The 22,182-nt window shown below is 57.6% G+C and carries 17 protein-coding genes; 8 read left to right on the forward strand and 9 right to left on the reverse strand.

Annotated elements, in window-relative coordinates; all coding sequences use genetic code 11:
- Positions 1-21: 21 nt before the first annotated feature.
- Both NL123_RS30680 and NL123_RS30685 read right to left on the reverse strand, forming a co-directional pair.
- Positions 22-2,301: a CHASE2 domain-containing protein gene (locus NL123_RS30680; protein ID WP_494356976.1), complete on the reverse strand. Its 2,280-nt coding sequence runs from the start codon at positions 2,299-2,301 to the stop codon at positions 22-24.
- A gap of 3 nt (positions 2,302-2,304) precedes the next feature.
- Positions 2,305-3,237, reverse strand: a complete 933-nt coding sequence (locus NL123_RS30685; protein ID WP_494356977.1) for a FecR family protein — start codon at positions 3,235-3,237, stop codon at positions 2,305-2,307.
- 286 nt (positions 3,238-3,523) lie between these two features.
- Between NL123_RS30685 and NL123_RS30690 the strand changes: the two genes are divergently transcribed.
- Complete coding sequence (locus NL123_RS30690; RefSeq protein WP_494356978.1) at positions 3,524-4,249, forward strand: response regulator transcription factor; 726 nt, start codon at positions 3,524-3,526, stop codon at positions 4,247-4,249.
- Positions 4,250-4,353: 104 nt separating this feature from the next.
- On the opposite strand, the gene gyrB is transcribed toward NL123_RS30690, so the two are convergent.
- From gyrB to dnaA, 4 genes are read right to left on the reverse strand one after another with little or no spacing between them, the layout of a single operon-like run.
- Positions 4,354-6,771 carry a DNA topoisomerase (ATP-hydrolyzing) subunit B gene (gene gyrB / locus NL123_RS30695; RefSeq protein WP_025854386.1) on the reverse strand — a complete coding sequence of 806 codons (2,418 nt, stop codon included), beginning with the start codon at positions 6,769-6,771 and terminating at the stop codon, positions 4,354-4,356.
- Positions 6,772-6,775: 4 nt separating this feature from the next.
- Positions 6,776-7,879, reverse strand: a complete 1,104-nt coding sequence (gene recF / locus NL123_RS30700; RefSeq protein ID WP_494356979.1) for a DNA replication/repair protein RecF — start codon at positions 7,877-7,879, stop codon at positions 6,776-6,778.
- Between the two features lie 20 nt (positions 7,880-7,899).
- Positions 7,900-9,003 (reverse strand): DNA polymerase III subunit beta, encoded by a 1,104-nt coding sequence (gene dnaN / locus NL123_RS30705; protein ID WP_248485483.1) that lies wholly within the window; start codon positions 9,001-9,003, stop codon positions 7,900-7,902.
- A gap of 38 nt (positions 9,004-9,041) precedes the next feature.
- Positions 9,042-10,559, reverse strand: a complete 1,518-nt coding sequence (gene dnaA, locus NL123_RS30710) for a chromosomal replication initiator protein DnaA (RefSeq protein ID WP_248485481.1) — start codon at positions 10,557-10,559, stop codon at positions 9,042-9,044.
- 585 nt (positions 10,560-11,144) lie between these two features.
- Here dnaA and rpmH point away from each other — a divergent pair.
- From rpmH to mnmE, 5 genes are all read left to right on the forward strand, one after another.
- A complete protein-coding gene (rpmH, locus tag NL123_RS30715; protein WP_003213577.1) occupies positions 11,145-11,279 on the forward strand; it encodes a 50S ribosomal protein L34 in 135 nt (44 codons plus the stop codon).
- A 13-nt stretch (positions 11,280-11,292) separates the two neighbouring features.
- Complete coding sequence (rnpA, locus tag NL123_RS30720) at positions 11,293-11,700, forward strand: ribonuclease P protein component (RefSeq protein WP_020302575.1); 408 nt, start codon at positions 11,293-11,295, stop codon at positions 11,698-11,700.
- A complete protein-coding gene (yidD, locus tag NL123_RS30725) occupies positions 11,693-11,938 on the forward strand; it encodes a membrane protein insertion efficiency factor YidD (protein WP_003213574.1) in 246 nt (81 codons plus the stop codon). The genes rnpA and yidD overlap by 8 nt, the downstream gene beginning before the upstream one ends.
- 2 nt (positions 11,939-11,940) lie before the next feature.
- Positions 11,941-13,623 (forward strand): membrane protein insertase YidC, encoded by a 1,683-nt coding sequence (gene yidC / locus NL123_RS30730; RefSeq protein WP_494356980.1) that lies wholly within the window; start codon positions 11,941-11,943, stop codon positions 13,621-13,623.
- A gap of 79 nt (positions 13,624-13,702) precedes the next feature.
- Positions 13,703-15,073 (forward strand): tRNA uridine-5-carboxymethylaminomethyl(34) synthesis GTPase MnmE, encoded by a 1,371-nt coding sequence (gene mnmE, locus NL123_RS30735; RefSeq protein WP_248485479.1) that lies wholly within the window; start codon positions 13,703-13,705, stop codon positions 15,071-15,073.
- Between the two features lie 19 nt (positions 15,074-15,092).
- Here mnmE and NL123_RS30740 read toward each other — a convergent pair whose 3' ends face one another.
- The 3 genes from NL123_RS30740 to NL123_RS30750 all read right to left on the reverse strand — a co-directional run bounded on the left by NL123_RS30740 (position 15,093) and on the right by NL123_RS30750 (position 19,073).
- On the reverse strand, positions 15,093-17,531 hold the full coding sequence (locus NL123_RS30740; RefSeq protein WP_494356981.1) for a TonB-dependent siderophore receptor: 2,439 nt from the start codon (positions 17,529-17,531) through the stop codon (positions 15,093-15,095).
- Between the two features lie 91 nt (positions 17,532-17,622).
- The gene (locus NL123_RS30745; RefSeq protein ID WP_494356982.1) at positions 17,623-18,567 is read right to left on the reverse strand and encodes a FecR domain-containing protein; all 945 of its coding nucleotides are present in this window, start codon (positions 18,565-18,567) and stop codon (positions 17,623-17,625) included.
- Positions 18,567-19,073: a sigma-70 family RNA polymerase sigma factor gene (locus NL123_RS30750; protein ID WP_071494729.1), complete on the reverse strand. Its 507-nt coding sequence runs from the start codon at positions 19,071-19,073 to the stop codon at positions 18,567-18,569. Before NL123_RS30750 ends, NL123_RS30745 begins: the two co-directional genes overlap by 1 nt.
- A gap of 564 nt (positions 19,074-19,637) precedes the next feature.
- On the opposite strand from NL123_RS30750, the gene mnmG reads away from it, so the two are divergent.
- Positions 19,638-21,530 (forward strand): tRNA uridine-5-carboxymethylaminomethyl(34) synthesis enzyme MnmG, encoded by a 1,893-nt coding sequence (mnmG, locus tag NL123_RS30755; protein ID WP_248485475.1) that lies wholly within the window; start codon positions 19,638-19,640, stop codon positions 21,528-21,530.
- On the forward strand, positions 21,527-22,171 hold the full coding sequence (gene rsmG / locus NL123_RS30760) for a 16S rRNA (guanine(527)-N(7))-methyltransferase RsmG (RefSeq protein WP_310862907.1): 645 nt from the start codon (positions 21,527-21,529) through the stop codon (positions 22,169-22,171). The genes mnmG and rsmG overlap by 4 nt, the downstream gene beginning before the upstream one ends.
- Positions 22,172-22,182: the final 11 nt, after the last annotated feature.

A 22,182-nucleotide genomic window follows, 5' to 3' on the forward strand; every position in this document is an offset into this window, starting at 1 on the left:
ACAACACTAAAGTACGTTTTTTCAGTCTTCCAGCAGGGGTAATTGCACGCTGAATGTGGTGCCTTTGCCTACCACGCTTTCGCAGCTGATGCGCCCACCATGGCGCTCTACCACAGCCTTGACCATCGTCAGGCCCAACCCCAATCCTTCACTGCCCTGTGCCGATTCAAAGCGCCGGTATTGGCTGAACAGCTCCGGCAAGTCCTCTGCTGCAATCCCCGGCCCCTGGTCACTGATACGGCATTCCAACCAACCTTGTGCACTGCTGTGTCTCAACCTGACAGTGGTGCCCGAGGGCGAATACTTGATGGCATTCTCCAGCACGTTGAACAACGCCCGAGTGAGCAGCGACTGGTCAGCGGAGACCATGCCCTCGTCAGCTTCATCCAGGTCGTGAACCAGGTGGATCCCCTTGAGCTGGGCAATCAACGCCACCTGATCGAATGCATCCATCACCAACATGGCAAACAGCGTCGGCTGGAACTGGTAACCGTCAGCTTCGGCTTTCGCCAGTTGCACGAAAGATTCAGTGAGGCCCAAGGCACGGCGAACCTGCTGTTCGATCTGGGCGAATACCGGGGACTCGTCGTTATGCACATCCAGCAGCGCAAGGATCGCCGAGTGCGGCGCACGCAGGTCGTGGGAAAGGAAGCGCAACATGGTTTCGCGGTGTTGTTGCGCTTCGCGCTCCTTGCTCAAATCAGTGAGGCTCAACAGCCAGCCCAGTGCAACATCACCCTCGGCCGGCAGCAAGGGCGCCAATTCCATGCGCAGGCTGCGTTGGTGGATGTCGCGGAACTCGACCAGTTCCAGCGCCGAAAGGGCGGGGCGCACGCCATTGTGCAGCGGCGGGTAGCCCAGGTCGGCCAATTGCTCCAGCAGGTTTTCGGTGACTAGGTCATTGCCGAACACTTCGCGGGCAATGCGGTTGGCCAGCAGGATGTTGCCCTTGGGGTCGGTGATCAGCGTCGCCACCGGCAGGCACTCCAACCCATCTGCCATGAAGCGCCGTGTATCGCGCGTGCGGCTTACGGCCTGCTCCAGGGCAAAGATCCGCGCCTGCAGCACGTCGCCTTTGCTGGCGGGCGCACGGCGGCGTTCGGGCAGGACCTTGGGTTCGTTATCCAGGCGCGCCAGTTCCCAGCCGAAGTAGGCGAGGATCACGCTCAGGCGACGCCAGTTCCAGATCAGGTAGCTAAGCAGCAAACCAATCAGGCATGCGGCGGGCGACCACCAGTGGCCAAGGCGCAACAAGGCCCAGGCGCCAAGTAACGCAGCAGCCATACAGCCCAGGGTCATCCACAGCGCATAGCGCGGGCGGTAGAGCAGCAGGCCCAGCAACAACGCCACCAGAGAAGTCGCCATCAGCGCCGCGAGCCAGCCCGGCAGGTCGACGATGCTGCGGCCTTGGAGGAAGCCGTTGAGCACGTTGGCCTGGATTTCCACCCCTGCCGTTGTACCGACCGTGGAGGAGAGGGGGGTGACGAACCGATCCCCCATCCCGGAAGCCGTCGAACCCACCAGGATCAAGCGGCCTCTTAGCTGCTCGGGAGGAACCTCACCACGCAATACGCTGACGTAGGACACGCTGGGGAAATGGGTATGGGGGGCGATAAACGGGATACGGATGGCGTGCTCGCGGTGCCAGTGTTGTGAAGTCGCCTGCTGCGGCTCGCCCGGCATGTCCGATAGCTCCCCGCTCATCTCATAGGCCAGCCAGGCCAGTTGCGGTGCCGTCGTGTCGGGAGGTCCTTCGCGCAGATACAGGCTGCGAACCACGCCGTCGCTGTCCGCTTCGACATTGATGTGGCCCACGCCCTTGGCGCATCTATGCAGCGCCAGCATCTGCCCACCGGGCTGGCTATAACTAGCAGTGCCCTCACGTACCAGCGGCAGTAAAACGTTGCCGGCATTGCATACCGCTTCGGCCAGGCGTTTGTCATTGGCGGGGTCGCCGGGCTCACTGAAGATCACATCGAAGAGGATACCCGCCGGTTGCCCAGCGCTGAGGCGGTCGATCAGGTCGGCGTGCAAGCTGCGTGGCCAGGGCCATTGGCCGAGCTTTTTCAGGCTGGCGTCATCAATGGTCACCAGCAGGATGCGCGGGTCTACAGGCAGCGGGGTAAGGCGCCGAAGGCTGTCGTACAGCGGATCATTCAACGCCAGGCCGGGGCTCAACGACAGATAGACGGTAACAGGCAGCAATAGCAACCCGATCCACAACCACTCGCGCACCAGGCCATGAAACAGGCGCTGGGCATGGGTGGGCTGGCGTTTCTCGGTCTTGCCCCAGAGCTTCATAGGTCAATGTGCCTGGGTGGTGGGTGGGTAGTAAAAGATGTCATAGACCCCGGTCTCTCCCTCCAGCCCGTTTTCATCGTAGGCCGAAAGGCGCATGTGGTAGAACGAGGCTTTGAGCCCAGTGAAGCTCATTTTCGGCGCACTGGAAAAGTTTTCATGCTTGATGTCCATGAAGGCTTTGTCGGTAGCGACCTGTGCCCGGTATCGCTGGGCTCCGGGCAAAGGCTGAAGGTACAGGCTCCAGACCGGCGCATCGCCTTTCTGGCCGTCCTGACCCACGAGCTTCGGTGCAGCAAGTAGCTCAACCGGTTTCAGGTCTCCCTGCTTCCTGAACAGCAGACCTTGCCGGGCACCGATTTTTACCTCCTGTTCCATCGGCTGGTTTTTTGCCTCGCGGCTGACGGCAACCTGCCCGTCCAACACTTCGAGCACCGATTGCTCAGCGTCGTTACGCACCCGGAAATGCGTGCCGCGTACGCCCAACACCCCCACGGGGGTCACGATCTGAAAACGATCATGGTCGCTGGCACGCTTGATCACATACGCTTCCGCCTGACCTTGTTCGAGTACAACCTGGGGAATCGACAGTTTACGCTCCAGATGCAATCGAACCTGTGAACTTGCGGGCAACACCACGCGGGATCCGTCACCGAGCAACAGGCTGACGAACGCCGACGCCGAGGTCTTCACACCCTCCTGTTCGTCAATGGTCATGCCTTCCAGCAAAAGGCTCGCCTCGCCCTTGGTATCGATTTTCCAGGCTTCTCCGGTGAGATGCTGAACCACCGCCGGCAGGGGCTGGGGGTGACACAGTATGTGATCATCAATGTAAGGCGCGCGCGTCTTGCCAACCGCCCCTGCAGAACCGACAGCCATGATCAACAATGAGGGTAGGGCGCGGCACAGGCGGTTCGAAGAAAGGATCATGGTGCTCATCAAGATTGGGTTCCAGAAGGTATCTGACACCAGCAAGCAGGAGTGTACGGCAGCGCATGCGTCGGCTGATCCTTTTCCTTATGGGCGGGAGCCGGTATCTTTCCCACATCGGTATCAAGGACTTTCAATGGGTTAATCGCACATTGATGCCAGCGTACCGAGAGATCCAAGGGGTCGACGGATCTGAACACAATTCTTCAGATTCAGAGACCGGCATCTGCGCAGTGCGTGCCATCACTAACCCGGCTGACGGCTGCCGTACTCTTCAAGAAGAAAGGACCCACCCATGCGTGTCGCAATACTGGATGACGAACCCGCGGAACTGCGACGGGTGGAACAGACACTGCGACAAATCCCCAGCACCGCCGAACAACCCTGGACCCTGCACTGTTTCGAACGCGGTGAAGACCTGCTACGCCAACTGCGCCGGGAAACCTTCGACCTGTTGATACTCGATTGGCAATTGCCGGATATCAGCGGTATTGCTCTGTTGCGCTGGACCCGTGAACACATGGAGTCGCCGCCTGCGGTCATCATGCTGACCAGCCGCGATGCAGAGAGCGATATCGTCACTGCGCTGAACAGTGGTGCCGATGATTACGTCAGCAAGCCCTTCCGTCCCAATGAACTGAAGGCTAGGGTGACTGCGGTTCTACGTCGCCACGGCCTGCAGAAATCAGCCAACCATGAAGTGCAGAGCTTCAACGACCTGACCTTTGATGATGCGGAGTTGACCGTGACCCGGGCGGGCAAACCGATCAACCTCACCGAACGCGAGTACCGTCTGGCCAGTTGCTTGTTTGCCAACCTGGCCCGACCGCTTTCCCGAGAGTATCTCTATGAGCGGTTTTGGACCCACGAAGAAATGGTGTCGTCGCGGCCGCTCGATACGCACATCTATCGACTACGTAATAAGTTGGGACTGACCGCGGATAGGGGGTGGCAGCTGTTGACGATCTATGGATACGGTTACCGACTGGAGAGTGTGACAGCGCCTTCCCAACAAGGCTAAAACGCGAATGTTCCACGTGGAGCATTGTGGGAATAGCTGATACTCATCCAATAAAAAAGGCCAACGCATAGCGTTGGCCTTTCTTACTCAGCGGATTACCAGGATCAGAAGTCCAGGTTAGACACCGCCAAAGCATTGCTTTCGATGAAGTCACGACGAGGCTCGACCGCATCACCCATCAGGGTGTTGAAGATCTGGTCCGCGCCAATGGCGTCTTCGATGGTCACGCGCAGCATGCGACGCTGAGCCGGGTCCATGGTGGTTTCCCACAGTTGATCCGGGTTCATTTCGCCCAGACCTTTGTAGCGCTGGATGGTATGGCGCTTGGTGCTTTCAGCCATCAGCCAGTCGAGGGCTTCCTTGAACTCCTTGACCTGCTTCTTGCGTTCGCCACGCTGAATATAAGCGCCGTCGTCCAACAGGGTGCTCAATTGTGCGCCCAAGGTGACCACAGTCTTGTAGTCATTGCTGCCGAAGAAGTCGCGGTTGAAGGTGACGTAGTTCGACAGGCCGTGGGAGATCAGCTCGACCTCTGGCAGCCATACGTTACGTTCACGGTCTTCACGCAGGCTGGCTTTGTACACCAGGCCGGACTTCTCGACAGTGCGCAGACGCACTTCGTACTGGGCCAGCCAGTCCTGCATGTGCGCGTGGTCGCCCAGTTGCTCCAGGCTTACGGCTGGCAGGTAGATAAAGTGCTCGGTCAACTCCTGAGGGTAAAGGCGCGACAGACGCTTGAGGGTCTTCATCACCATGCGGAAGTCGTTAACCAGACGCTCCAACGCTTCACCGGAGATACCCGGAGCCTCGTCGTTCAAGTGCAGGCTGGCATCTTCCAGGGCCGACTGCGTCATGTACTCTTCCATGGCGTCGTCGTCTTTGATGTATTGCTCTTGCTTGCCTTTTTTGACTTTGTACAACGGCGGCTGGGCGATGTAGATGTAGCCACGCTCGATCAGCTCCGGCAACTGACGGAAGAAGAAGGTCAGCAGCAGGGTACGGATGTGCGAACCGTCGACGTCAGCATCGGTCATGATGATGATGTTGTGGTAGCGCAGCTTGTCGATGTTGTACTCGTCGCGACCGATACCGCAGCCCAACGCCGTGATCAAGGTGCCGACTTCCTGGGAAGAAATCATCTTGTCGAAGCGTGCCTTCTCGACGTTGAGGATCTTACCCTTCAACGGCAGGATAGCCTGGGTGCGACGGTTACGACCCTGCTTGGCGGAACCGCCAGCAGAGTCACCTTCCACCAGGTACAGTTCGGAGAGGGCAGGGTCCTTCTCCTGGCAGTCAGCCAGTTTGCCCGGCAGGCCAGCGATATCCAGTGCGCCTTTACGGCGAGTCATCTCACGGGCTTTACGCGCCGCTTCACGGGCACGTGCCGCGTCGATCATCTTGCCGACGACCAGCTTGGCTTCGTTCGGGTTTTCCAGCAGGAAGTCGGAGAAGTACTTGCCCATTTCCTGTTCAACGGCAGTCTTCACTTCGGAAGACACCAGCTTGTCTTTGGTCTGGGAGCTGAACTTGGGATCCGGCACTTTCACCGAGATAATCGCGGTGAGGCCTTCACGCGCATCGTCACCGGTGGTGGCGACTTTGTGCTTCTTGGCCAGGCCTTCGGCTTCGATATAGGTATTCAGGTTACGCGTCAGTGCGGAACGGAAACCCACCAGGTGAGTACCGCCGTCACGCTGAGGAATGTTGTTGGTGAAGCACAACAGGTTCTCGTTGAAACTGTCGTTCCACTGCAGGGCGATTTCCACGCCGATGCCGTCTTCACGCTGGATATTGAAGTGGAACACCTGGTTGACCGCAGTCTTGTTGGTGTTCAGGTATTCAACGAACGCACGCAAGCCGCCTTCGTACTTGAACAGCTCTTCCTTGCCGCTGCGCTCGTCCTTGAGGACGATACCCACGCCGGAGTTAAGGAACGACAGTTCACGAATACGCTTGGCCAGGATGTCCCAGCTGAAGTGGATATTCTTGAAGGTTTCAGCCGATGGCTTGAAGTGGATCTGGGTGCCGGTGGTTTCACTGTCACCGACGATTTTCATCGGCTCCTGTGGAACACCGTGGACGTAGGTCTGTTCCCAGATCTTGCCGCTACGGCGCACAGTCAGGATCAGCTCTTCGGACAGTGCGTTCACTACCGACACGCCCACACCGTGCAAACCACCGGAGACTTTGTAGGAGTTGTCGTCGAACTTACCGCCGGCGTGGAGCACGGTCATGATGACCTCTGCCGCCGAAACGCCTTCTTCTTTATGCACGTCTACCGGAATACCGCGACCGTTGTCGCGCACGGTAATCGACTCATCCGGGTGGATGATGATGCTGATGTCGTCGCAGTGACCGGCCAGAGCTTCGTCGATGGAGTTGTCGACCACCTCGAACACCATGTGGTGCAGACCGCTACCGTCATCAGTGTCGCCAATGTACATACCGGGACGTTTGCGTACGGCATCCAAACCTTTCAGCACTTTAATGCTGGTCGAGTCGTACGTGTTTTCTTCGCTCATGCCTTCACTCCCGATGGTCGTGGGTCTGGGTGATACGGCCTTGTTCCACGTGGAACAAAGCGACTGGCGTTTCCGTCTGCCAGCCTTCCCTCAATAATTCGTGGTCTACACAAGTGATAAACACCTGGCAGCGTAATTCTTCCAACAAGCGGCATAACGCGCGGCGGTGCTGCTCGTCGAGTTCCGACGGCAAGTCATCCACCAGATAAATACACTGACCGCGTCGAGCCTGGCTAACCAAATGGCCCTGGGCGATACGCAACGCGCACACCACCAACTTCTGCTGACCACGGGACAAGATGTCCGCGGCATTGTGAGCGCCTAATCTAAGGCGCAAATCAGCCCGTTGTGGTCCGGCCTGGGTATGGCCAATTTGCTGATCCCGCTGCAAGGACGTCGCGAGCACTGCACTCAGGTCACGCTCTTTGTCCCAACCACGGTAGTAGCTCAGCGTCAGCCCTTCGAGGTCCAACAACTCACTCAAAGTCTGCTCAAAGACTGGTTTCAAGGCTTTGATGTAGGCGCGGCGGTATTCATCTATTTCGTCGCTGGCCAGGCACAGTTCCCGGTCCCAGGCCGCTTGCGAAGCGGCGTCAAGTGTACCATGCCGCAGCCATGAGTTCCGCTGCCGCAGGGCCTTCTGCAAGCGCTGCCACGTGGCCATGAAACGTGGTTCCACGTGGAACACTCCCCAATCGAGGAACTGCCTGCGGATTTTCGGTGCACCTTCCAACAAACGAAAGCTGTCGGGGTTGATCAATTGCAGCGGCAGAATTTCCGCAAGCTGCGCGGCACTGCGAGCATTTTGCCCGTCAATACGAATCTGGAACTCTCCACCGCGATCTCGGGATATGCCCAGGCTGCTGTGCCCACCTTCAGCCAGTTCGACCTGGCCAAACACCGTGCAGGCCAATTGCTCGTACTGGATGACGGGTAACAGGCGAGCGCTGCGAAAGGAACGGGCAAGCCCCAACAGATGTATGGCTTCCAGCACGCTGGTTTTGCCACTGCCGTTGGCGCCGTGGAGGATATTAATGCGGGGAGAGGGGGAGAAGGTCACCGGGTGCAGATTGCGCACCGCGGTGACCGAGACGCGACTGAGGGACATCTAGCTTCTGCTGAGCATGGTTACAGGCGCATCGGCATGACAACGTAAGCCGAGTCGTCGTTGTCGGATTCCTGCACCAGGGCGCTGCTGTTGGAGTCCGACAGAATCAGGCGAACCTGTTCGGTGGTCATCACACCCAGCACGTCCAGCAGATAGCTCACGTTGAAGCCGATTTCCAGCGAACCACCGTTGTAGTCAACGCCCACTTCTTCTTCCGCTTCTTCCTGCTCCGGGTTGTTCGCCTGGATCTTCAACTGACCGTTGGCCAGTTGCAGCCGGATACCACGGTACTTCTCGTTGGACAGGATCGCGGTACGGCTGAACGCTTCACGCAGCGCTTGGCGATCGCCCAGCACCAGCTTGTCGCCACCTTTAGGCAACACGCGCTCGTAATCCGGGAACTTGCCGTCGACCAGCTTGGAAGTGAATGTGAACTCACCGGTGGTGGCGCGGATATGGTGCTGGCCCAGCACGATGCTGACGTTGCCTTCGGGCTCGGTGAGCAGACGCGCCAGCTCAAGGATACCTTTGCGCGGCACGATCACCTGGTGACGATCCGGTTGGCCGATATCGGCACGCATCGAACACATTGCCAAACGGTGACCGTCGGTAGCGACGGCGCGGATGATACCTTCCGACACTTCCAGCAGCATGCCGTTGAGGTAGTAGCGTACGTCCTGCTGGGCCATGGCAAAGCTGGTGCGCTCGATCAAGCGACGCAGCTTGCTCTGATCCAGGCTGCAGGTCAGCGAACCCGGGCCTTCTTCAACCGTCGGGAAATCATTGGCTGGCAACGTGGACAGGGTGAAGCGGCTGCGGCCGGCCTTGACGACCAACTTCGCCTCATCAACCTTGATGTCGATCAGCGCATCGTTCGGCAGGCTTTTGCAGATGTCCATCAGCTTGCGCGCCGGCACGGTGATCTCGCCGGGTTCGGCGGGTTCTTCCAGCTGTACACGGCCGACCAGCTCGACTTCCAGGTCGGTACCGGTCAGGGACAATTGCTGGCCTTGGACGACCAGCAATACGTTAGAGAGCACCGGCAAGGTCTGTCGGCGCTCGACGACGCCTGCGACCAGTTGCAGGGGTTTCAACAGGGCTTCGCGTTGAATGGTGAAATGCATGGTCTAGTCCCTTGCCTTAATAAGCTGCGCTGGTGTCATCAAGTGGTCAGTGTACGCAGCAGGTTCTTGTAGTCCTCGCGAATATCCGCGTCGGATTCCTTAAGTTCATTGATCTTGCGGCACGCGTGCAAGACCGTGGTGTGGTCGCGTCCGCCAAACACATCACCGATTTCCGGCAGGCTGTGGTTGGTCAACTCCTTGGAGAGGGCCATGGCCACCTGGCGAGGACGTGCCACCGAGCGCGAACGGCGCTTGGACAACAGGTCGGAAATCTTGATCTTGTAGTACTCGGCCACGGTGCGCTGGATGTTATCCACACTCACCAGTTTGTCCTGCAGCGCCAACAAGTCTTTGAGGGATTCGCGAATCAGCTCGATGGTGATGTCGCGGCCCATGAAGTGTGAGTGCGCGATGACCCGCTTGAGTGCACCTTCGAGTTCACGCACGTTGGAGCGGATGCGTTGGGCGATAAAGAAGGCGGCATCGTGTGGCAGGTCGACCTTGGCCTGATCGGCCTTTTTCATCAGGATCGCGACGCGGGTTTCCAGCTCCGGCGGCTCTACCGCAACGGTCAGGCCCCAGCCGAAGCGCGACTTCAGACGTTCTTCCAGGCCTTCGATTTCCTTCGGATAACGGTCGCTAGTCAAGATGACCTGCTGGCCACCTTCGAGCAGGGCGTTGAAGGTGTGGAAAAACTCTTCCTGGGAACGCTCTTTGCGGGCAAAGAATTGAATGTCATCGATCAGCAACGCATCAACCGAGCGATAGAACCGCTTGAACTCGTTGATCGCGTTGAGCTGCAAGGCCTTGACCATGTCAGCCACGAAGCGCTCCGAGTGCAGGTACACGACCTTGGCATTCGGGTTCTTCTTTAATAGGTGGTTACCCACAGCGTGCATCAAGTGGGTCTTACCCAAACCAACACCACCATAAAGGAACAGCGGGTTGTAACCATGCTTGGGGTTATCGGCGACCTGCCAGGCGGCTGCGCGAGCCAACTGGTTGGATTTACCCTCGACAAAGTTTTCGAAGGTAAACGTACGGTTCAGGTAGCTGGTGTGCTTGAGCGCGCCTTCGACCTGGACGGTGCGCTGTTCGGCGCGGACCGGGGCTTGCTGGGACGCGGCGCCTGCCATCGGGTCAAAGCTATCGCGGGATGGCTCTTCGTTTTCTGGCGCACTTTTTCGCGCAGACGATTTGGACGCCGCCGGTGCAGGAGCAGGCGCACTGGCAGCCGGTGTGGCGGCTGCCTGGGCTTGCGACGCCGCAGCGGCCAATGGCGCATTCGGAGCAGCACGAGGTGCAGAGCTGCGTTTGCTGCCTATTAATAAGGAGAGCACGGGCGCGAGGCCGTTGCCATGTTCATCGAGCAATTCGAGAACGCGGCTCAGGTACTTCTCGTTGACCCAATCGAGAACAAAACGATTGGGTGCGTAGACACGCAACTCGTCGCCTTCGGCTTCGACCTGTAGCGGACGGATCCAGGTGTTGAATTGCTGGGCAGGCAGCTCATCGCGCAAAAGCTCCACGCACTGCTGCCAAAGTTCCACTGACACGGATATCCCCTAAGTTGAAAGCCGGTGAGGCAAAAACAGCCGCCATTGTAGCGGCGAGCCGTCCACTTATCCACATGTAGCTTGATCACAGGCCGGCCAAAATCAACGTCTTAACGGTAATAAAGGCGACCAATGGTCTGTGCATAAGCTCTGTGGATAAGCCTACCTGAGGTCGTTGCACAAGTGGGGGAGAAAGTCTGTGGGTAACTGGCCTGTGGATAACATCCCGTTCCACGCACAGCTTATCCGACAGCGCAGCACAGGCAGAGCACCGTTTCTCCCCCGGGTTGTCATTCTCTGTACACCAGGTGGAATCTGGCCTCAAGTGAGTTATCCACAGATGAACGCCTACCTAGCTTTTATAAGCTTTACAGAAAAGCTTTAAATAACTTCCTTCTTTATTTTTATATCTATCCCATGACCACTGGAAACCAAACGGACAGAAAAGAGCCAATGGCCTGTGGAGATCTAATTAAAGGAAAAGCTGGTTGGAAATTGACCTAGAGGCTTGCTTTCACTAGAATCGCCGGTCTCTTAAAACGGGGGCCATTCCGGCCCGTTGTGGACGAACCAGGTAACAACGCCATGAAACGTACTTTCCAACCAAGCACCATCAAACGCGCCCGCACCCACGGCTTCCGTGCTCGCATGGCTACCAAGAACGGCCGTGCTGTCCTGTCGCGTCGTCGCGCCAAAGGTCGTGCGCGTCTGGCAGTTTGATAATCCGGTACTGGTGGTGAGTCAGGACTTCAGTCGGGAAAAGCGTCTGCTAACCCCCCGGCATTTCAAGGCAGTCTTTGACTCCCCCACCGGCAAGGTTCCGGGGAAAAATCTCCTGCTCCTTGCGCGTAACAACGATCTGGATCATCCCCGACTCGGGTTGGTGATCGGCAAGAAGAGCGTAAAGCTCTCCGTTGAGCGCAATCGCCTCAAGCGTCTGATGCGCGAATCGTTTCGCCTCCACCAGGACACTCTGGTTGGTTGGGATATTGTTATCGTCGCGCGCAAAGGCTTGGGGGACGTAGAAAACCCCGAATTGATTCAGCATTTCGGCAAGCTCTGGAAACGTTTGGCGCGTACCCACAAGCCAGCACCAGCAGTCAGCACCGAAACTGTAGGGGTAGACAGCCTTGATGCGTAAACTGGCCCTCGTTCCGATCCAGTTTTATCGCTATGCCATTAGTCCTCTGATGGCCAACCACTGTCGTTTCTACCCCAGTTGTTCCTGCTACGCGTTAGAGGCCATAGAAAACCATGGTCTTCTGCGCGGTGGCTGGCTGACCTTTCGTCGTTTAGGTCGCTGTCATCCGTGGAATCCCGGTGGTTATGACCCGGTTCCACCTATCCCTACCTCCCGTTCTTCTTCGATGGCCGAGTAATCATGGATATTAAACGCACGATCCTGATCGTCGCCCTGGCAATCGTGTCCTACGTCATGGTTCTTCAGTGGAACCAGGACTACGGCCAGGCTGCCCTGCCGACTCAGAATGTTGCTACCAACCAGGCTGCGCCGGCTATTCCGGACACCCCGCTGGGTAACAATGCGTCCGCGAGTGCCGATGTTCCCAGCGCGAATGGCGAGACAAGCGCCCCTTTAGAAACGCCAGTGGTCACCAACAAAGACCTCATCCACGTCAAAACGGATGTGCTCGACCTGGCTATCGACCCACAAGGTGGTGATATTGCGCAGTTGAAACTGCCGCTGTATCCACGTCGCCAAGACCATCCGGATGTCCCGTTCCAACTGTTCGATAACGGTGGTGAGCGTACTTATCTGGCGCAAAGCGGCCTGACCGGCACCAATGGTCCGGATGCACGTGCTACCGGTCGTCCGATTTACTCGACCGAACAGAAGACTTATCAACTGGCTGATGGCCAGAACCAGTTGAACGTCGACCTGAAATTCAGCCTCGACGGCGTCAACTACATCAAGCGCTTCAGCTTCACCCGTGGTTTGTACGACTTGAAGGTCACTTACCTGATCGACAACGAAAGCGACAAACCATGGAGCGGCAACCTGTTTGCCCAGCTCAAGCGTGATGCCAGCTCCGATCCTTCTTCCAGCACTGCTACCGGCACCGCGACTTACCTGGGCGCCGCCCTGTGGACAAGTAGCGAGCCGTACAAAAAAGTGTCGATGAAAGATATCGACAAGGGCTCGATGAAAGAAACCGTTCAAGGCGGATGGGTTGCCTGGCTGCAGCACTACTTCGTGACCGCATGGATCCCGAACAAGGGTGAAGCCAACCTGGTTCAAACCCGCAAGGACAGCCAAGGTAACTACATCATTGGCTTTACCGGCCCGGCGTTGACCGTCGCACCCGGCGCCAAGGCTGAAACCAGCGCTATCCTGTACGCCGGCCCGAAAAGCCAGGCTGTGCTGAAAGAGTTGTCCCCAGGTCTTGAGCTGACTGTGGATTACGGCTTCCTGTGGTTCATCGCCCAGCCGATTTTCTGGTTGCTGCAACATATCCACAGCATTGTGGGTAACTGGGGCTTCTCGATCATCTTCCTGACCATGCTGATCAAGGGGATCTTCTTCCCGCTGTCGGCAGCCAGCTACAAGTCGATGGCGCGCATGCGTGCCGTGGCTCCGAAACTGGCGGCGCTGAAAGAACAACATGGCGATGACCGGCAGAAAATGTCGCAGGCCATGATGGAGCTGTACAAGAAAGAGAAGATCAACCCGCTGGGTGGATGCTTGCCGATTCTGGTGCAGATGCCGGTGTTCCTGTCGCTGTACTGGGTACTCCTGGAAAGCGTGGAAATGCGCCAGGCGCCGTTCATCCTGTGGATAACTGACCTGTCGATCAAAGACCCGTTCTTCATCCTGCCGATCATCATGGGCGCGACCATGTTTATCCAGCAGCGCTTGAACCCGACTCCGCCGGATCCGATGCAGGCCAAAGTGATGAAAATGATGCCAATCATCTTCACCTTCTTCTTCCTGTGGTTCCCAGCTGGTCTGGTGCTGTACTGGGTGGTCAACAACGTGTTGTCGATCTCTCAACAGTGGTACATCACACGTAAGATCGAAGCGGCTACCGCAAAAGCCTCTGCGTAACTTACTCTGTGGATAACCACTCAAGACGCCCCCTAGTGGGGCGTTTTGCTTTCTGTCACTTTTGGTCTGGAAACTGTTGATGAGCGCTCCTCGTGAAACCATCGCTGCTGTCGCTACCGCTCAAGGTCGCGGCGGTGTCGGCATCGTTAGAATTTCAGGGCCGCTCGCGGGCGTGGCAGCCAAGGCCATCAGTGGCCGTGAGTTGAAGCCGCGTTATGCACATTACGGCCAGTTCCTGGATGCTGACGGCGGCGTGCTGGACGAAGGATTAGCGCTCTATTTCCCTGGGCCGAACTCATTCACCGGGGAAGATGTGCTGGAGTTGCAGGGACACGGCGGTCCGGTTGTGCTGGATATGTTGCTGCAGCGCTGCCTGCAATTGGGCTGCCGCTTGGCGCGCCCAGGTGAATTCAGCGAGCGGGCGTTCTTGAACGACAAGCTCGATCTGGCCCAGGCCGAAGCAATTGCCGACCTGATTGAAGCCAGTTCTGCACAGGCCGCACGTAATGCATTGCGCTCCCTGCAGGGTGCGTTCTCCCTGCGTGTGCATAACTTGACGGAGCAACTGATCAGCCTGCGTATCTACGTCGAGGCGGCGATTGATTTTCCGGAAGAAGAAATCGACTTTCTCGCCGATGGCCACGTATTGGCGATGCTGGATAAAGTTCGCGATGAGTTATCCACAGTGCTGCGTGAAGCCGGGCAGGGTGCTTTGCTGAGAGATGGCATGACCGTCGTGATCGCGGGGCGGCCCAATGCGGGGAAATCCAGCTTGCTCAATGCCCTGGCGGGCCGTGAAGCCGCCATCGTCACTGAGATTGCCGGCACCACACGGGATATCCTGCGTGAACATATCCACATCGACGGCATGCCGCTGCACGTTGTAGACACCGCCGGTTTGCGCGACACCGACGACCAGGTGGAAAAGATCGGTGTGGAACGCGCGCTCAAAGCCATCGGCGAGGCGGATCGGGTATTGCTGGTAGTGGACGCTACGGCGCCCGAGGCTGTGGATCCTTTCGCCCTGTGGCCGGAATTCCTTGAGCACCGGCCGGACCCTGCCAAGGTCACCCTGATTCGCAACAAGGCTGACTTGACCGGTGAAGCCATTGCGCTGGAAACCAGCGCGGATGGCCACGTCACGATCAGCCTGAGTGCGAAGTCGGCCGGTGAAGGCTTGGAACTGCTGCGAGAGCACCTCAAGGCCTGCATGGGCTACGAGCAGACCTCGGAAAGCAGCTTCAGTGCGCGCCGCAGGCACCTGGAGGCGTTGCGCCATGCGAGCGCAGCGTTGGAGCACGGTCGGGCGCAATTAACCTTGGCGGGGGCTGGGGAGCTGCTGGCGGAAGATTTGCGTCAGGCACAGCAGCTGTTAGGCGAAATCACCGGCGCGTTCAGCTCCGATGATTTGTTGGGGCGGATCTTTTCCAGCTTCTGCATCGGTAAATAACCGAGTTATCCACAGCGTCCTACCAATTGTAAGACACCGTACCGAGCAGGGTACGGCTGTCACCCCAATAGCAGCGGCCCGCATCGTTGCAACCAGATACATATTCCTTATCGAACAGGTTCTTGGCATTTACATCCACAGACCAGTGTTTGTCTATCTGATAGCCAACGGCTGCGTCCACCAAGGTGACGCTTCCTGCATCCAATTTTCCGTAAAGCGTGGGTGCGGTGTAGGAAAAGGTACTGTCGAAATAACGCACACCACCGCCCAGGGACAAGCCCTTGAGTTGGCCATCGAGGAAGCGGTACTTGCCCCACACTGAGGCCTGGTTACGCGGAACCCCGGTCATCTGGTGGCCCTCGACCAACGATGTCGCCGAATCCTTGGTAATCCTCGCGTCAGTGTAGGTATAGGCTGCGGTGACATTGAGGTTAGGCGTGAGGTTGCTGTTGACCTCTACCTCAGCGCCCTTGGCCCGGCTTTCGCCCACTTGGCGATAGCTATTGGTGGTGGCATCGAGGTAAGTGTCGTCTTCCTTGCGCAAGTCATACACCGACACCGTCATCGCCGTATCCCAGCCGATCGGCTCGTACTTCACGCCCACTTCGTACTGGCTGCTGGTGATCGGTTTCAAGGGCGAGCCGGCGTTGGAGATCTGCTGCACGGGGACAAAGGCAGTGGAGTAGCTGACATACGGCGTCAGGCCGTTGTCGAACTGGTACATCACCCCGCCCTGGTAGGTGAACTTGCGGTCATCGGATCCGGTGTTGCTGGCCTTGTTGACCTTGTCGCGGAAATCGCTGTCGACCCAGTCCTGACGGCCGCCCAGCAGGAACAGCCAGTGGTCGTACTTGCTCTGGATCTGTGCATAAACGCCTTTCATCTGCTGTTCGAGCAGGGTGTTTTGCACCGCCACCGGCGTCAGCGGGTCACGCAGGTACACCGGGTTATACACATTGATGGTGCCGGCAAACCCCGCGTCCCAATCCTGACTGAACGAAGTGCGGTCATAGCTGGCACCGAACAGCACCGTGTTTTCCAGGCCGCCGATCTGGAATTTGCCTTCCAGTTGGTTATCCAGCGAAAAGACCATCGACTTGTTGTAGCGGTCATAAGCGGTCATGTTCAACTGAGTCCCGAAGCCGCGGTTGTTCAGCGCGCTGGGCCAGGTTTCATGGCGGTTGATGCGAGACTGCATGTAGCGCGAGTTCTGACGGAACTGCCAGTCATCGTTGAAGCTGTGGCTGAATTCGTAACCGGTACTCCAGGCTTCGCGTTCAAACGTATTCCAATCCGGGTCGCCGAGCATAGTGTGCTTGGAGAGCTTGCCATTGGGGTTTGTAAGTAAGGTGCCGGCAGCCGGGAGGCCGAGTTCCAAATTAGTGTGGTCTTTCTGGTAATTGGCCAACAGGGTGAGGGTGTTGTAGTCGTCGAAATTCAGCGTCAGTGATGGCGCGATGTATAGGCGATCGTCTGGCACATGGTCGGTCTGCGTGTCGGATTTGCGACCGAGCATCACTACCCGGCCAAGGATATTGCCGCTGTCATTGAGCGGCCCGGAGATATCCACACCCAACTGACGCCGATTATTCGAGCCATAACCCAACTGCACTTCACCTTGCGGCGTCGCAGTAGGGTGTTTGCTCACTAGGTTCACCAGACCGCCAGGCGCATTTTCGCCGTAGAGTAGGGAAGAAGGACCACGGAAGATTTCAACCCGTTCCAGGCCATAGGGCTCACTGGTGGTGTCGTACCGATTACCTTGTACACGCAGGCCATCTCGCAGCAGGCCGTAGCCGTAATCCGTGGCATTAAAACCGCGAATGAAGAACAGATCGCCCGCCAGCCCATCACCGGCGGCAAAGGGCGGTGCAAAGATACCGGGCACGTAGCCCAACACTTCGGTCAGGGTTTGCGACTTCTGGTCCTTGATGCGCTGGCCGGTGACGACCGATACCGAACGTGGTGTTTCCGACAGCGGCGTACTGGTCTTGGTACCAACTCTACTGTTCTGCGCCTTGTAGCCCACATCTCCAGCAATCTCCTGATTGAAACCGCCCTGTTGATAAGTGCTGACCGTGGTGGGCGCGAGGGTGAGTTCGCCGGTGGAAGCGGCCTGCAGGACATAACTGCCAGGCGCCTGGACTACCGCCTGTAAACCGGAGTTTTGCAGCAGCAGCGCAAAACCTTGGTCCACGGAGTAGTCACCTTCCAGCCCAGCAGTGTTTAAACGCGTGGTTTGCTGAGGTGAAAAAGACAGGATCACATTCGCCTTGGCGGCAAATTGGCTCAAGGCGTTATCCAGGGGGCCGGCCGCAATAACGTAGTGCTGCACCGCGCTGGCGGCCAGGGCGCTTGTGGATAACAACACACCGACAGTGGCGGCCGTGCCGAGCAGCAGGCTGCATGTCATACCGTGGTAGGAAAGTCGCTGGCGGAGCTTGGTGGGAACGCGCATAGGTGGGTAAGCCCTGAAGGTGGCATCGTGATTACCTGTAGGGCCGTGTCAGGTAAAAAAAAGATAACCCTGCGTGCGTATATTTTTTCGATCAGCCGATTCGCTTCACCGAAACCCAATAGCGAGTGAAGTATTTCACTTGAATCGGCAGGGTGGCCTGCAGATTGGCCAGCACCGCATCGGTGGAATCCAGGCGAAAAGTCCCGGAAACACGCAGATGTGCCGAGTCCCGGTCGCATTGCAGGACACCTGGGCGATAGCGGGCGAGCTCTTCGACAACATCACCGAGGCGTGCATCCAGTACGATCAGTTGGCCATCGACCCAGGCTGCCTGGGATGTGCGGTAAACGGCGTTTGGCTGCACTATTTGGCGATCGAAGTCTGCGCTTTCACCCGCACTGAGCAGCCGAGCCTGGTTGGGCTGGTCACCAGGCGACACATTCACCCGATCCTCCAGAACGCCAACGCGGGTTGAGTCATGCATCTGGCGCACGGTAAACCGAGTGCCCAATGCCTGGATGCGGCCTTGGCGGGTTTCGACATAAAAGGGCGTCTGCACGCCCCGCTTGCCGGTGTGGATAAGGACCTCACCTTCGCGCAGGCGGATCAAACGCTGGCGCCCATCAAACAGCACATCAATCGCCGTGCCGGTATTCAGATCAATCCGCGTGCCGTCGGCCAATTCAATGCGCCGGCGTTCACCTACGACCGTCCGATAATCGGCCCACACACTACCCAGGGACGTGTGTTGCTGAACATTCCAACCCAGGTACCCGGTGCCGCCCAGCACCAACATCCACTTGAGCACCTGGCGGCGTTGCTGTGTGGTCGACAATGCGCGGCGGGTGAAATCCGCAGGCAGCGCGCCGAGACTGCGCTGCAGCTGTTCCATCTGGTTCCACGCAGCCTGATGGGACGGATCGCCGTTGAGCCATCGTTGCCAGGCTTGGCGCTCATCGGCGGTGGGTGTCTGGGATTGAAACTGGACGTACCAACTGGCAGCGGCCTCGAAGGTCTTGCGATCGGGCACCGCCATCACAGGCTGGCCATGATCAGCGCACATTCAGTCAACGCTCGGATCATGTGCTTCTTCACCGTGGTCAGTGAAACCTGAAGCTGATCGGCGATCTGTTGATAAGTCAGCCCTTCGACCTGGGACAGCATGAATATCCGCCGCGCTCGCTCGCCGAGTGCAGACAAGGCTTTATCCACAGCCACCAACGTCTCGATGATGATGGCTTTGTCTTCTTCACTGATGGTTATGGCTTCAGGCCGTTCGGCCAGGGTTTGTTTGTAGGCCTGTTCGATCGCGTGTCGACGGTAACGATCAATCACCAGGCCCCTGGCGATAGTCGCCAGGTAGTCACGCGGCTCAACGATCTGTGCCGCATGGCGCCCGCCCAGGATGCGTACGAACGTATCGTGCGCCACATCGGCCGCATCACAGGCGTTATGCAACTTCCCTTTGAGCCATCCGTGCAGCCAGGAGTGGTGCTGCTCATAGATGTGCTGGACCGCAGCCGTGTGTGAAGAAGAGGACATAGGGCATGACAAGGTAGGTTAATGATAATCGCTATTATTAACTGCCCCGCCGTTTTCTCACAACAGATCTCTTTTTGCTGTGCTCACCACCGAGTGGAAGGTTTCGGTTGGCGTTGTCGTGGGCTGAATACAGACAAATTCACTGATTTCTGTGGATTAAGCTCTGTGAATAACCGCCCCTGTGCCCAGTTGATAACAGGCCCTGAAACCTGAGCAAAAACGCATCTGTGGATAACAACCTGTTTAATCCACAGGCTTAAAGCACTTATCCAAGGGCCTCATTGGCACATGACCACAGACTTTTGAATTGCTGTACACACCGTAAATAAAGGCCTGTGTAAATCTATCCACAGAAAGTCAGCTCAGTAGAAATAAACATAAAAACAAAGATTTAATAAATTTCTCTCTTTTAATTTCTATTGTCTGTGATTCATCCACAGCTGGTTAAATTTTGTGCAAAGGGTTCTTTAGGAAGGGCTAAGTCCCTATACTTGCCGCCAAAGCTCTAAAACTCTTTCAACAATCAATTCCTGATTACCTAAATAAGCAGGCACGAGGTGCGTGGTGGATTTCCCTTCCCGTTTTGAAGTGATCGTCATCGGCGGCGGTCATGCCGGTACCGAGGCAGCACTGGCGTCAGCACGCATGGGCGTAAAAACCCTGTTGTTGACGCATAACGTGGAAACCCTCGGTGCCATGAGTTGCAACCCTGCCATTGGTGGGATCGGCAAAAGCCATCTGGTCAAGGAAATCGATGCCCTTGGCGGCGTGATGGCCATGGCTACTGATAAAGGCGGTATCCAATTTCGCGTGCTCAACAGCCGCAAAGGCCCGGCCGTACGTGCTACCCGGGCTCAAGCTGACCGCATCCTGTACAAGGCCGCGGTCCGCGAAACCCTGGAAAACCAGCCGAACCTGTGGATATTTCAACAAGCAGCAGATGACCTGATCGTCGAACAGGACCAAGTGCGCGGTGTTGTCACCCAAATGGGCCTGCGTTTCTTCGCAGAATCCGTGGTGTTGACCACCGGTACGTTCCTCGGCGGACTTATCCACATCGGCATGCAGAACTATTCCGGTGGCCGTGCCGGTGATCCGCCGTCGATTGCCCTGGCAAAACGTCTGCGTGAACTGCCGCTGCGTGTCGGCCGCTTGAAAACCGGGACCCCGCCGCGTATTGACGGGCGTTCCGTGGATTTCTCGGTGATGACCGAACAAGCCGGCGATACACCGATCCCGGTCATGTCGTTCATGGGCTCCAAGGACCAGCACCCGAAACAGGTGAGCTGCTGGATCACCCACACCAATGCGCGCACCCACGAAATCATTGCCGCGAACCTCGACCGTTCGCCGATGTACTCCGGAGTGATCGAAGGCATCGGTCCACGGTATTGCCCGTCGATCGAAGACAAGATCCACCGCTTCGCCGACAAGGAAAGCCACCAGGTCTTTATCGAGCCCGAAGGTTTGACCACTCACGAGCTGTACCCGAACGGGATTTCAACTTCCCTGCCGTTCGACGTGCAAATCCAGATCGTGCAATCGATTCGCGGCATGGAAAACGCGCACATCGTGCGCCCGGGCTACGCCATCGAGTACGACTACTTCGACCCGCGTGACCTGAAGTACAGCCTGGAAACCAAAGTGATCGGCGGTTTGTTCTTTGCCGGGCAAATCAACGGCACCACCGGTTACGAAGAAGCCGGTGCCCAAGGTTTGCTGGCCGGAACCAACGCGGCATTGCGTGCACAAGGTAAAGACAGCTGGTGTCCGCGTCGCGATGAGGCGTACATCGGTGTATTGGTCGATGACCTGATTACCCTGGGTACCCAGGAGCCGTACCGGATGTTCACGTCCCGGGCGGAATATCGCCTGATCCTGCGCGAAGACAACGCCGACCTGCGCCTGACCGAAAAAGGTCGCGAACTGGGCTTGGTTGATGACGCACGCTGGGAAGCCTTCTGCAAAAAACGCGAAAGCATCGCGCTGGAAGAGCAGCGTCTGAAAAGCACCTGGGTCCGCCCGGGCACCGAGCAGGGCGATGCGATTGCCGAAAAATTCGGCACGCCACTGACCCACGAATACAACTTGCTGAACCTGCTGTCCCGTCCGGAAATCGACTACGCTGGTCTGGTCGAAGTGACCGGACAGGGCGCAGAAGACCCGCAGGTCGCCGAGCAGGTCGAAATCAAGACCAAATACGCCGGTTACATTGACCGCCAGCAGGACGAGATCGCCCGCTTGCGCGCCAGTGAAGACACCAAACTGCCTGTGGATATCGACTACACCGGGATTTCCGGGCTGTCGAAAGAAATCCAAAGCAAGCTGGGGATAACTCGGCCAGAGACCCTGGGCCAGGCTTCACGTATCCCCGGCGTCACCCCGGCAGCGATTTCGCTGTTGATGATTCATTTGAAAAAACGCGGCGCGGGCCGTCAGTTGGAGCAAAGCGCTTGAGTTCGTTGGTCACCTCGCAACATGCCGAAGAGTTATCCACAGGTGCACGCCAGTTGGGCGTCGACCTGACCCCGGCCCAGCACGAATTGCTGTTGGGCTACCTGGCCCTGTTGATCAAATGGAACAAGGCTTACAACCTGACCGCGGTGCGTGATCCCGACGAAATGGTGTCCCGTCACTTGCTCGACAGCTTGAGCGTGATGCCATTCATCGAAAACGGCCGCTGGTTGGACGTTGGCAGTGGCGGCGGTATGCCGGGCATCCCGTTGGCCATCCTGTTTCCCGAGTCCCAAGTGACCTGCCTGGACAGCAACGGCAAGAAAACCCGCTTCCTGACCCAGGTCAAACTCGAGCTCAAGCTGAACAACCTGCAAGTTATCCACAGTCGCGTCGAAGCCTTCACACCTGAACAGCCTTTCAACGGAATTGTTTCCCGGGCATTCAGCAGCATGGAGAACTTCAGCAACTGGACCCGCCACCTGGGCGACCGCGACACCCGCTGGCTGGCAATGAAGGGCGTCCATCCAAGCGATGAGCTGTTAGCATTGCCGGCAGACTTCCACCTCGATAGCGAACACGCCTTGGCCGTACCCGGTTGCCAAGGCCAACGCCATCTGCTGATACTGCGCCGCACGGCATGATTGGGAACACA

The organism is Pseudomonas sp. FBCC-B1565, from assembly GCF_059133265.1.